At 29.5% G+C, this 13,365-nt stretch carries 14 protein-coding genes; 2 read left to right on the top strand and 12 right to left on the bottom strand.

All coding sequences use genetic code 11. The features are described from left to right. The 4 genes from RDK80_RS07930 to RDK80_RS07915 form a co-directional block, all read right to left on the bottom strand. Positions 1–567, bottom strand: coding sequence for a flavodoxin family protein (locus RDK80_RS07930; RefSeq protein ID WP_094902896.1), 567 nt, complete (start codon positions 565–567; stop codon positions 1–3). Between the two features lie 15 nt (positions 568–582). Continuing rightward, positions 583–1,095: a PadR family transcriptional regulator gene (locus RDK80_RS07925; RefSeq protein ID WP_158220147.1), complete on the bottom strand. Its 513-nt coding sequence runs from the start codon at positions 1,093–1,095 to the stop codon at positions 583–585. Positions 1,096–1,341: 246 nt separating this feature from the next. Next, positions 1,342–1,914: a pyridoxamine 5'-phosphate oxidase family protein gene (locus tag RDK80_RS07920; RefSeq protein ID WP_235601366.1), complete on the bottom strand. Its 573-nt coding sequence runs from the start codon at positions 1,912–1,914 to the stop codon at positions 1,342–1,344. Positions 1,915–1,977: 63 nt separating this feature from the next. After that, positions 1,978–3,024: a MerR family transcriptional regulator gene (locus tag RDK80_RS07915; RefSeq protein ID WP_308523963.1), complete on the bottom strand. Its 1,047-nt coding sequence runs from the start codon at positions 3,022–3,024 to the stop codon at positions 1,978–1,980. A 262-nt stretch (positions 3,025–3,286) separates the two neighbouring features. Between RDK80_RS07915 and RDK80_RS07910 the strand changes: the two genes are divergently transcribed. After that, positions 3,287–4,039 (top strand): hypothetical protein, encoded by a 753-nt coding sequence (locus tag RDK80_RS07910; RefSeq protein WP_094902890.1) that lies wholly within the window; start codon positions 3,287–3,289, stop codon positions 4,037–4,039. Between the two features lie 45 nt (positions 4,040–4,084). After that, on the top strand, positions 4,085–5,311 hold the full coding sequence (locus RDK80_RS07905; protein WP_308523962.1) for a polysaccharide deacetylase family protein: 1,227 nt from the start codon (positions 4,085–4,087) through the stop codon (positions 5,309–5,311). A gap of 147 nt (positions 5,312–5,458) precedes the next feature. Here RDK80_RS07905 and RDK80_RS07900 read toward each other — a convergent pair whose 3' ends face one another. The 8 genes from RDK80_RS07900 to RDK80_RS07865 form a co-directional block, all read right to left on the bottom strand. After that, positions 5,459–6,241, bottom strand: a complete 783-nt coding sequence (locus RDK80_RS07900) for a VIT1/CCC1 transporter family protein (protein ID WP_308523961.1) — start codon at positions 6,239–6,241, stop codon at positions 5,459–5,461. Positions 6,242–6,577: 336 nt separating this feature from the next. Next, complete coding sequence (locus RDK80_RS07895) at positions 6,578–7,411, bottom strand: class I SAM-dependent methyltransferase (RefSeq protein WP_308523960.1); 834 nt, start codon at positions 7,409–7,411, stop codon at positions 6,578–6,580. 564 nt (positions 7,412–7,975) lie between these two features. Beyond that, complete coding sequence (locus RDK80_RS07890; protein ID WP_094902884.1) at positions 7,976–8,665, bottom strand: YjjG family noncanonical pyrimidine nucleotidase; 690 nt, start codon at positions 8,663–8,665, stop codon at positions 7,976–7,978. 516 nt (positions 8,666–9,181) lie between these two features. Next, entirely contained in the window at positions 9,182–10,297 is a 1,116-nt protein-coding gene (locus RDK80_RS07885; RefSeq protein WP_308523959.1) for a DNA (cytosine-5-)-methyltransferase, read from the bottom strand. Positions 10,298–10,480: 183 nt separating this feature from the next. Further along, positions 10,481–10,978, bottom strand: a complete 498-nt coding sequence (gene queF / locus RDK80_RS07880) for a preQ(1) synthase (RefSeq protein ID WP_094902880.1) — start codon at positions 10,976–10,978, stop codon at positions 10,481–10,483. Between the two features lie 26 nt (positions 10,979–11,004). Beyond that, a complete protein-coding gene (locus tag RDK80_RS07875; protein WP_308523958.1) occupies positions 11,005–11,496 on the bottom strand; it encodes a QueT transporter family protein in 492 nt (163 codons plus the stop codon). 276 nt (positions 11,497–11,772) lie between these two features. Further along, positions 11,773–12,525, bottom strand: coding sequence for a GNAT family N-acetyltransferase (locus RDK80_RS07870; RefSeq protein ID WP_308523957.1), 753 nt, complete (start codon positions 12,523–12,525; stop codon positions 11,773–11,775). A 373-nt stretch (positions 12,526–12,898) separates the two neighbouring features. Beyond that, positions 12,899–13,363: a hypothetical protein gene (locus RDK80_RS07865; protein WP_094902876.1), complete on the bottom strand. Its 465-nt coding sequence runs from the start codon at positions 13,361–13,363 to the stop codon at positions 12,899–12,901. Positions 13,364–13,365 lie beyond the last annotated feature (2 nt).

The following is a 13,365-nucleotide window of genomic DNA, read 5'->3' as shown; positions in this document are numbered from 1 at the left end:
TTATATCCCCTTTCTATGACTTAACTTCTCTTTTAATTGATATTTTATCTGTTCTTCTGATTTATTATGTATAGTTCCTCCGCTGAAAGAATTATACCAATTTAAAGAGTTTCTCTTGAGAAGATTATTAAATACTTCTTCCATTTCATTGTCTTCTTCTGACATCAATCCTAACACTACTACCTCTGGATATGTTTTATATCTCTCCTTATGATGCACTTCTCCACTAATCTTTTTAAAGAATGGAAGTAATAAAGGAATTATTCTATCTAAAGCCTTTTTAAGTTCAGATGAATATCCTCCATAGACTACAGGCGTAAGATATACTACTAAATCCATATTAATTATAGTTTCTGTAAGCACTCGTCCATAATCATCTATTACACAAATTCCAGGAGTCTTTACCCAGCAGCCAAAACACCCCATACATTCTCCTATTTTCTTTTCATTGAGTACAATAGATTCTACTTCATAACCATGTTCAATAAGTGTCTCTTCAGTAAGCTTGTTTATTCTTTCCATACTTTGGTCGTTTTCTAATGCACCGTTAAGTATTAATGCTTTCACCTATACATACCTCCCTTATCTATTATTTAAATCCTTTAAGAATTTTTCATACCAACTAGTCATAAATTTCAAATGATCTATACCAAAATAAAGTGTTGACATTTCAAAATACCCTGCCTTATCCCTAATCTCAGCCTCAAGACTTTCAAGCTCCTCTAACTTTTTATTAATATCTCCAATTAACTGCTCCACAAGCTGTGAAGCCTTTTTCTTTGGAAGTTTTTCATAGAAAAATATTTTGGTAAGAATATCCTCATAAGATCTCATAAAATCTATAGGCTCTTCTAGCCATTTAATAAATGCATCATTTCCAGCTTCATTGATACAATATACCTTCTTGTATTTTCCATCCTCTATAACCTTAGTAGAGTTTATTAAACCATCTTTTTCTAATTTATTTAGTGCAGGGTAAATACTTCCAAAACTTGCATTAGCAAAATTTGATGTACTTTGAATCATAATTTGCTTTATATCATACCCTGTGAGGTTTTTATATGTTAAAAAACCTAAAATTATAAATTTTATCATTAGCATCAACCTTTCTTAATATTAATATATCGCGTCGATATATATCATATAGCTATATGCATTAGAAGTCAATATAATATATTAAACTTATAAGACTAATCTAACTATAAGTCAGGAAAATCTTTAATTAATATTATTATTACTCAAAGAATAATACCTTTATATAAAAATAAAAATGCTAAATATATATTTAGCATTTTTATGGCAATAAAATGATCTCAAAAAATATTCATAACTTTAACTACACTATTCCATTCTACCCCATTTCATCTCTACGCCGCCTTTATCATACTTCTTTCTTTTTCCAGTAATTCTTTCGATATCAATACGTATTACACAAGTAATCTTTAAAGAACCTTCAATAGCTGCTTCAAAATATGGCATATTCCAAGGACTATATTTTTCTGATAACAGCCTTAGCCCTAAGATTTTTTCCTTCTCATCTTCAACAATATTAGCCCTACCAAAAACTACTGTTGATTCAAATTCAGTGGTAAATTTTTGACTGGCTATCTTTCTAAAGGTTTTGGGGTCTTCCATAGCTTTTTCTAATTCTCCAGCAGGTCCTGGTGGTGGAACATTCACATCTCCAACAAAAGATATACATATTTTAGAATTTCTTTTTATATTTTCTATTTTACTACCCTGATATGCAGAATGGATATATATTTTATTATCACATCTAGCAATAGAAACTGGAATGCAATAAGGATTTCCTTCTTCATCAATAGTGGCTAAGGTTCCAAATTTAGCTTTGTCTATGATGGAATAGGCAAAATTCTCGTCCATTTCTCTATCTTTCCTTCTCATTTCCTTCATAAAATCCCTCCCTTATTTTTATGGTCACTCTCCCCTAAAATTATATATATTATAATTCAAATTTTAATTCACCTCAACCACAAAGACTAATTTATCTATTCTAGTTACTTCTAATTTCTTCCTATGAATTTCAAATTGTTCTCTTAAAAAATCAATATTTGAATAATATTCATCCTCTATTTCTTCAATTTCATCTTTAGTTAAAGTTTTCATAATTTCTCCTTTATCTTTTTGACTTTCAAACATTAGATCTCCTATGATTATCTTGCCATCTAATTTTAAAACCCTAAGCATTTCATTGATTGCAATAATTTTTTCCTCTTCATCTAGATGGTGAAATGCATAGGTTGATACTATCACATCAAATTTATTATTTTCAAAAGGAATCTTTAGAAAATCACCTAATCTTAACTTTAATTTTGGAAACTTTTCCTTCGCTATATTTAACATTTCTCTTGATTGATCAATACCAATTATATCATAATTTTTATCTAAAAATCTTCTTGATAGATTCCCTGTCCCCACACCTATTTCCAATACTTTAATTGTCATTTTCTTATCTGCTACCGCTTCTTCAAAAACAGTGTCTAATAACTTATCATAGTTTTTATAAAAGTTTAATGTGCTATAATCTTTTCTTATTGATTCATCATAAGTTTTAGCCCAACTATTGAAATCCCATTTATCCTTCCATTCATTTTTAACCTTCCATATTTCATTCATTGATTCTATTACTTTTATTATTTCTGCCTTATAACTCTCATTTTCACTCTCATATACATTATCCATAATGTCTTCCAAAGATCCTTTTATCAGCTGCATCTTATGGATTTGGTTATTCACAACTTCCCATTGAGTATAGAAATGATTTAATAAATTGTTTTTACTCTCATCCTTAAATATATCTCTAATGCTTTCAATTGGTAAATTTAATTCCCTATACATTAAAATTGTATGGAGTTTTATTAAATCATTTTCATTGAAATACCTATAATCATTTTCAACGTTCCTCTTAGGATTAATTAATCCTTTTTTCTCATAGAATCTAATTTTATTTGTAGATATATTAAATATCTCAGATACTTCTTTTACAGAATAAAGTCTCTCCATTATATAACCTCCATTGTTTATCATTCTATATACACTATAAACCTTATCCTAAGGCTAAGGTCAAGAAAAATAAGAAGAATATTCATATACTATTTGACATTAAAGTATTACATATCTCTTTATCCTACATTTCTCCCTATGAATTTACTTCAATATTGAAAATATTATAGGAGTTTTGTACTATTTTGTTACCTCTACTTTTTGCCTATAATTAAATGGATAGAAGTTTTTTATTAAGCCATTTATATAGGAGGATGATATTGTGACCAAAGAGAGTACTAAAAAAAAAGGCATTAGTTGGTTTAAAACTACTAATCCTAATCAAAACCTTTTAGATCTAAACAATATAGAACAACAAGTAGAAGTAACGGAAGTTATTAAAGAAGAGAAATTTCTTAATTTGAAAGAGTCTGAACAAATAAGTACACAAAACAATAATCCCCTATTTTCAAAAGATAATCAAGACAAAGTAGTTCTAGATTTAATTGTTTCCATGGAAAATATCATAAAAGATCGTCAATTGATATTCTATAAAAATAAAGGCCTTGAGGAACAATTATATGCTGCTAATGAAGCAATTAGTCGTATTAAGCAAGATTTAATGAAAAAAGATCAGCTTTTACAGGAGAAGAATAAAGAAATTCGCGGACTAGAAAATAGCTTAACAAACAAACAAATGAACTACGATCAATTGCTGGAAGATTATAAAGAGTATCAAAACAATTCAAATATGGAATATGAAAAGATTTCAAATCAACTTGAAACTGAAATTAATAAATACAATAAACTTAACGAGGAGTCTATGAATGCTCAATATCAAAATATGCTAAAAATCAATGAGCTTGAAGAAAATATTAGAAGGCTGGAAACGGAAAACCAACAATATGCACAGCAATATGAAAAAATACTTCATGAGAAATCTCAATTGATGAAAACCATAAATGATTTTACAGAACGAATGTCTTCCTCTTTTTCTTCAAAGGCAATTAATTCTAATATATCTGATTCAAGGTAAACAATTACCAGAACTTTATTTAAACCTAAAGAAAGGGGGCCAACTATGTCAATTTATAGCGGAAAACTACTTGAATTAAAAGAAATTAAAAATGAATATGATAAATATTTTTTACAAGTAAGGCTCTCATTTGAACAAGATATTGAAATGTTTTGGGAAGTTGATAAATATACAGCTGAGAATTTAAAAGACCTTATTCAGCTTGATGAAAAACATAAATATAGATTATCCTTTAATAGCTCATGGGACGCAATCCAAAAACAACATAAAAGTGTATTGACACGAACATATTGTGATCAAAGTGAGATAATAAGTTTTTCATGCTCAGAAGATTATATAAGTAAATTAAATACTATTAAACGTTGTCAAGACATTGCTGCTTTGGACAAGCCAATCTTCATACCTATAAAATTAGAATCAAATGATGAACCGCATAAAGATAAGGAAAAGATATCAAAGAATTACATTGGTAAATTTAAAATGACATCTATTGCTATTATGAGTGTAATATTCGTCATATTATTTGGATATTTAAGCCGTCTTTATCTGAATAAAACCGCATTTGATGAAAAGGCACTGGCTCAGTCAATTCAATTAAATAATGAATTAACCGAGAAAGAAAGTGAAAGTTTGGAATCAGAGAATAGTATAACAATTGAAGACCTCTCTTCTATTGAACCCGCTATTCCTTTTATAAAACTTGAAGAATCAATAACATATAGCGTTCCAGAAGGAAGTGTTGCTCTTACCTTCGATGATGGTCCTTCTCAATATTCTATAGGGATTATGGATGTACTAAAAAAATATGAAGTTGGTGGAACATTCTTTTTTACTGGACTTAATGTGAAGAAATATCCCGATTACGTTCAGTGTATTCAATCTAACGGCTACTCTATTGGTAGTCATTCTATGAATCATATTAATATGCCTACTCTTTCTTATGATAAACAAAAAAGTGAACTTATAGACTCTATTGAATTACTGGAAGAAGTAACCAATCAAAAGATAAATCTCTTTAGACCACCTTATGGCTCTCTTAATAAACAGATAAAAGATTTAATATACAATCAGGAATATAAAATAGTACTTTGGAATAATGATCCAGAAGATTGGAAAACCCGCGATGCAGATAAGATATTTTATTCTATTCAAAACTCCAATGTATCAGGTTCCATCATTCTTCTCCATGAATCTCAAGCTGTTATTGATGCTTTACCAAGAATAATTAAGTATTTGCAAGAACTTAATTTGGAAATCATAAACCTGCAATAAAAACTAAATTAGAAATTAGACATCCTAAGCAGAAAGGGTAAAATTAAGAGCAGTAGATTGTTTTTATAAAAATAATCTACCACTCTAATTCGTCTTCATCAAAACCTTAAATTTAAAACTCCATGAAATGATTTGTCTCTTTTAAATTTATGCAAGACCAGCTAATAGTTTACCTATGAGGAATGCCGCTATAGCTGCTATTCCCCCAACCATAAGCATCTCTAGTCCGGAGGTAAACCAATTTTTCACAGTTACTTTCACCTTTAGAGCACCTAAAATAAAAAGGGTTACCCCAGTTAATATGCAAGCTAATATGAAGGTCATATCACCCATGCCTGGTATAAATGTTGATGATACATATGCTATTAAAGGAACAAATCCAAAAATTAAAAAGGAAACAAAGGTAACTAATGCATTTTTAATCGGTGATTCCTTTTCTTCTACAATTCCTAATTCTTCTACCATCATGACACTAATCCATGTATCTTTGTTTTTTGAAAGTATATCTGTTATTTTAATAGCATCTTCTTCACTCAATCCTTTGGCCTTGTAAAGCTCTATCATCTCTTGTTTTTCTCCTTCAGGATAATGTTCTACTTCCCAACTTTCTCTTTCTCTTTCAAGTTGTTGATATTCTATCTCTGCTTTTGTAGATAAATAATCTCCAATTGCCATAGACAAACCATCAGCTATTAAATTGGCAAATCCCATAATTAGTACTATGCCACCATTAAGAGATGCACCTGCAACACCAGCAACTACTGCAAATGTAGTAATTATTCCATCTAATCCACCATAGATAAGATTTTTAATATACTTTCCTTCACCTGAGCTATGAGGTTCATAATTTTGTTTATGTGCATTAATTGTAGCTTCAATATCTCTATTTTTAAAAGCTTCCTTAGCTTTATCTAAATTTCTAGAAAACATAAATATATCCTCCTTTCGAATAATTTCACTAAATATATTTTACCCATTTGTATAATAGATTAAATATTATGCTAAATACAATAATTATGCTTAGCCCGTAGAAAAAGCCATAAGCAGATATTATAATTAGTAAAAAAGACTAAAAATATTTTTAGTCTTTTAACTCCAATAGGATAATTTTAAAAACATATTTATAATTCCAACTAATTCATTATATTCTTCCTTGGATAGCACTCCATAAGTATCACCTTTAATACTTTATATATTCTGACACTATTATACTACATTATATAACAAACATCTATTTTTAATGAATCTATAGTTACTTACCAAATTTCACTTTTGTGCTACAACACATATTGTTTTAGATTCTTCATCATACATCTTTCCTGAAACATCGGAATAAGTTTTAATGCTTTTAAATCCTACTCTTTCAAGCTCGCCAATTATCATCTCTTTTGTATAACAACGATCCCACACACGAATAACATCTATCTTGTTTTCCTGATCAATAATTACATATTGGTCAAGCCTAATATTATCTTCATAAATATGGTGGGATTGTAAACATAGATGAGTCTCTGGTTTCCAAAATCCACTTCCTTGGTGCAAGTACCAATTGCTACTTTCTTGCTTCCCCTCATAGTTCTTTGGTGTAAATACATCAAATATAAACTTCCCTCCCTCTTTCATAGCAGAATAGGTTTTTTGTAATAAGATTGCTCTATCATCATGTGATAACACTCCATAATCACAGTAGATTAAGAGAACTAGGTCAAATATACTATCATAATCTATCTCAAGGTAATTTTTGTAGATATATTCAATGTTATATCCTTGTCTGCTTACTTGTTCCTTAGCATATTCTATAGATCTTTTGGAAAAATCTATCCCTGTTACTGAATATCCCTTATAAAATAATTTCTCTGCATATATTCCAGGCCCACATCCCAAATCTAAAACTCTCCTCTTAGTTTCTGAAGGAGCTACTGTTTGAATCCATTCTACTGATTTATGGATGAAATCATGACTTCTGCTTGCAGCCTCCATTGTTGGATGTAGATGAGCCTTTAACATCTCTTTTGAAATATGTTTATCATCCCAAAATCTTCCGCTACTTGGTGCATACACTTCTGGCTTTTTTGTATATTCAAATAATTTATTTATCATTTTATATCACCTAACCCTTTCAATCAATTCTTATTATTTAAATCTTTATTCTAATTTTCGTAAAATACAAATTCATCATAAATTTTCTATTAACGTTCTCTTATAATCCCTTAGTATATTCTAACGTTGTTTCGACAAATTCTCTTAACATTTTATTGATAAGAACTCCATAAAAATTATTCAATACTATCTCTTATATATTGTATCTGTGAAATCTTCTCTTCTTTTATAATTACATGTAACAATATGATTATGGTATAAATAAAAAGAGCCATAGTTTTAATCTACGGCTCCTTCAAATATTATAAGGTGCTATTGCCGTGAGAATAAAAATAAAATCTTTATTGATAAACTAGATACAACAAAAAACTGTTATAATCAACAGTGATGTATATCTATTCAACTCAAGATTTTATCTTTCTCTTCCACGTCTCACTTATGCTATATGATTATTTAACATCAAGTGTGCCGGATAGCACTCCACCTTTCACCATCATATTGTTACAAGTAAATCATATAATAATATTGCTGTCATGTCAATTCAAGTTATTTCTTGATTATTATCTATTTTTTAAGAATATCCTTAAGTTCCATCAAATTAGAAATCTCATAGGTAGGTTTTATTTCTGTTTCATTCACAATCTTATTAGGATTAAACCAACATGTATCTATACCAAAATTTATTCCACCTTGTATATCAGATGTTAAGCTATCTCCTACCATCAACACCTTGCTTTTATCAGTATACTTTATATTATTTAAAGCGTGTTCAAATATTCTGGAATCTGGTTTTGATACCTGAACTTCCTCAGATACTACTATATCTGCAAAGTATCTTGCTATAATAGATTTTCTTATTCTATTATCTTGGACATCACTAAGACCATTAGTGATTATGATGAGTCTATAATCTTTATGCAAACTTTCCACAAGGTCCATACTATCATCATATAGAAATGATCCATAAGATAGACTCTTCATATATGATTTTGCAAATTTAAATTCATCAAATCCAGCATTTAGTCTATCTGATAATCTCTTAAATCTCTCAGCCTTTAATTCTTTCTGAGTAATAAGTCCATCTTCAAACTCTTTCCATATAGCCGTATTTATATCCTTATATACATTTAAATGATATTCTTCATCATATTCTATATCAAATTCAATCATAGTACACCTAAGAGCCTCTCTTTCAGATTTTTTGAAATCAAATAAAGTCTCATCTGCATCAAATATTATAACTTCATACTTCATAATAATCTCCTCCATATGTTTATCTTTTATAATTATAACATACAAATTTTTATGATTTATACACTTAATAATAATTCTTACAATTTTATCCCTTTATAAATAGATTATCTAGTTATGTAGCTGAGCATATAACAAATAAAAATTATATCATCTCAAGCTCAAATTCCTCTATTTTTAGGAACAACTTATGAACACCTAAATAGAGCTTTTAAAGAATTTGAATCTCAATCCATTATAAAATCAGTATATATTAGATGAAAATAACCTTCGAGAATTGTGTATAAAACCTCTATAATACTGAATTTAAAGCTTTGATGTCATAATTAGCAAATACAAAGAGAAGTCCTACATCTCCTTATAAATCAAGGAAAAGTAGGACCTCGTATACTGTAAGCCACCATATATAATTTAGATATACTAATGGTCTGATATTAAAATATTTTATCTCGCTATTACTTAAATAGTAGTCTCTATAAAAAATACTATTACTAGCAATTGTGCATCTACATATTATATTTATTTTCTCCCATAGGTAATTAATAGTCCTTGTACTTTTAAAAATGATTTTTTATTCTCAGGATTTCTAAAATATTCTGCTATCTTATCTTTCATTTTTATATAATTCTCTGCCTCAACTCTATCAATTCCTCGATTCATGAATAGTTCAATAGTATTTTCTTGACTGCCAATATCAAAAGATTCATCCAATCCGTTGATTTCAATAAAATCTTGCACTTTTTCTTCATAATCTTCCATTTCAGAATTTACATACATTACCCTATCATTCATACGAATGTCAATATCATATAAACCTAATTCTTGCATATAAAATGGCAGCCTCATTCCAATTGCATAGTCTCTGCCTTCATACTCTAATTCTTTCTTCCATACTTTATGAAAATCAAATGCTGTACATAGATAATCATAACTAATATCATCAATATATAACCCGTCATTTTCAAATTCCCTATTAACATCTACACAGACGATAAATCCTTCTTCCTTAGCTAAATCCACCATTTTTCTTAATACTTCCATAGGCTTATTCATATGGCGTAATCCAGCTTGACAAATAGCCATATCATATTTTTCATTTGACTCGAGAGAATATATATCTGATGGAATGAACTTTACATCAAATTTAGTATTGTTAAAATTTAATTTAGCTTTATTAATAAAATATTCACTATCAACCCCTGTATAAGTACTTCCCTTAGGTAAAATCCCAAGTAATTTCATTCCTAAGTAACCATCTCCACATCTAAATTCAATAATATCCTTTGGAGATTCTATATGCCAAACATTTCTTACAAGAAATCTTAGATAGTCATCATTCCAGAAATACTTTCTATTTTTATAAAGTTTGTCAGTCTTTCCATTCCAATTATCTCGGTTATCTGTATCTCTTGGCACATATTCTTGCTGGCGTAATGGTTTTAAACCTAATAATTCATCTACAGAAACGTCAAAATACTCAGCTATACTTGGTAATAAGGTTATATCAGGCATTGTTATACCAGTCTCCCATTTACTAACTGACTGAAAAGATACTCCTAATACATCTGCTAGTTCCTGCTGCCCTATTCCTTTATCTTTTCTCAATTGTGCAATCTTAAGTTTAACTGTTCTCATATAATGGCCCCCTTGAGTTTAATAACTTAATGCTAATATAACCATCCGGTTAAACCAATAACGTGATATGCGAATTAATTCCCATATTAGTTGAAAAAATAGTCTTTACTATATCCTGTCGGATGATATTATCCTATGGGAACTGCTTAATGTAAAGTTTTCCTTTTATTTCAATTAGTAATTTTACCTATTATTGATATTCTCCGGATTCATATCATGGTAAAATAATCTTTTTTCAGCTACATCTTTCCACTTTGTTCCTTCCTTACCATAATTACAGTATGGGTCAATAGAAATTCCTCCCCTTGGAGTAAACTTTCCCCACACTTCAATATACTTTGGATCTAAAAGACTTATTAAATCTTTCATTATTATGTTCATACAGTCTTCATGAAAATCTCCATGGTTTCTAAAGCTAAAAAGATAAAGCTTTAAAGACTTGCTCTCTACCATGAGTCTTTCTGGAACATAGGATATATACACTGATGCGAAGTCAGGTTGTCCTGTTTTGGGACAAAGACTTGTAAATTCCGGACAATTAAACTTTACAAAATAATCATTTTCCTTGTGTTTGTTCTCAAATGTTTCTAAAACAGATGGATTGTAATTATAATTATAGCTTGTCCCTTGATTTCCTAATAATGTTATACCTTCTAATTCTTGTTCTTTTCTTCCAGACATATTTATATCCTCCATTTCTATTAAGTTTATATTCTGTTTCGTAATTGTTTAAAAAGAATAACTCCCACTATTCCCGGAATAATTTGTCCAATACATAGACTGGCTGCCAACACCTTATAAGGTATATTTAGTATAACTGAAAGCCATATAGGAACTATTAATCCTGGTCCAAAGATTATTGGAATGGCCATAAGCCAATCATTTAACTTAAATTTCTTTATCAAATAAATTGCTCCTGAGGTAACGAACCCTACTATGAAACCTCCTAATGCATCAAGAATTCCTAGTCCCCCCATAAGTATATTACTTACCATATTCCCTACCGCTAATGGAAGTACTAGAAATGGGTAGATTCCACTTAAAGCGTAAAATGATGTTGCTATTCTTATCTGATATTGTCCAAAGGCAAACCCTTGGGTTAAATACATCAATACAACATAAAGCCCTACTGTAACCCCTGATATAGCTGCCTTCTTAGCCATAGTTTCTTCCCCTATTGCTGACGATTTGATATTCATTCTTATCACTCCTTAATTTTAGTAAATTCTAAATAAGAAAGGTTCTTCATATCCCTTAAACAATAGACTAAGAAATTATTAATATATTTTATACAAATAAAAAAAGGCACAAAGTGCCTTATAAAAATAGAATATTCTTATTTACAGACCCTTAGTTTTATTTATAGACAGGATGGTTTCGAACTGTCTTATTTAGTTTTTTCTCAATATAGTATAATAGCTACTAATAAATATGTCAAATAAATTAAATTTGGATATATTTTAAATCTATCTTACTTAATCCTCTAATTTTTTTGAATATACTTCTGCCCATGCAGGAAAAAATCCAGCACTTATAGCAATATTTTTAGAGATTATATGAGACACTGCGGTTCCATAAAAAGGTACCTTCCCACGCTTTAAGAGTTCCTGTTTTAGTAATGCAACTAGATTTATACCAATACCTTTTCCCCTATATTTAGGCAACACATTAATGCCAATTTGATATAAGGTTTTACTATCTTCACTAGCTCCTGCCATACCCATTATAATATCACCATCAAAAGCGGCAACTCCAAGAACATCTGGATAATTCTCACTAAAAACAAAAGCTTCATCAAACCTGCTATCATCCCCAAATTGTAATATCTCTTGCTTTTCAAACCATTTTATTGGAGCAATGGGCTTTATATCACAAGTAACAGGATTAGGTAGATAAAAGTGGGGCATCTGATCAATTTCATGACCAAATTCTCTTAATTTATTATCTATAGCCCTAAGTTTATCATAGTCAAACAACCAGTTAGCATCTCGCTTTAGAATCTTTTCTTCAAGCCAAGGTCCTATTTTTTCATCAGCACAGATTATTGCCCTTCCCCCTATACTAATTATCTTTAGGAAACATCCATCACTTTCATAGATACGTCTACCCTCTAGAAGCTTATTTTCAGTAATTGTATTTCCTTCTTTTTCAAAGTCTGAGAGTTGACAATTATAATCAAGGGCCAATTGTCTTTTTGCTATGCTAAGTATTTCAGTTTTTGTATACATATTTTCACACTTCCAATCTCTAATCATCATTTTCCACATCAATATACTTTAAAGTCTTTTAAATTTTACTATTACTTTACATATCAATCAATACTTTTAAGTAAAGTCTGCATCATTTATGATAAGGCTCACCGTAATTATTATAAAGAAGGTTAAAATGAAGATAGCTTTATTCAGCTATTTCTCGTAGTTTTAGTTAAAAGGTTATTCCTAAAAACATTAAACTTTTTCATTTCTACGTGAGCATAAACTTTATCCATCTAACTAAGACTATCTTATCTATTTATTTTTTAGAATCATCTTTATGGATATAACAATATTTGTAGCCGATACTATGCCACGCCCTGAGTTCCATATTGCCATATATTATCACCTAAAATTTTGATTTATCATAATTGTATGGAATACTTGTACCAACTACAACATCTTCAATTTTTTCGATAATCAACCAATCATCCATATTTCCTTGGTGGTCAAAGTCTAAAGCAGGAATTTCCTGAACATTTTCAAATTCAACTAAACATAAACATTTTTTATGCCAACGACTTTTTTGTTTCTCAGATAAATTTAACTTAGATTGATTTTCTCCTAAAATTTTTAAAATTTCCTCATCTGATAATTTAATATAATTTTCTACATTCTTTACAATACCTTTAGCAGTAATCTTAGCAGTTCCTTTTTCCATAAAATAAAGGGTTTCTCCTGCAAATACTCTGCTGTGTGGTATTTTTCTACCTGCTGCACCTCGGACAATCATAGTTTTTGTTCCTGCCAAAATCTTATCGAGAATCCTTTCGCCTTTTTTTCCAATATTATCACAATAAACTAAATGTACCATTC

The sequence above is a fragment of the uncultured Tissierella sp. genome (assembly GCF_902479755.1).
Classification (GTDB): domain Bacteria; phylum Bacillota; class Clostridia; order Tissierellales; family Tissierellaceae; genus Tissierella; species Tissierella carlieri.
The sequence above is the reverse complement of the archived record's forward strand: the minus strand, read 5'-3'. Positions and strand labels throughout refer to the sequence as shown.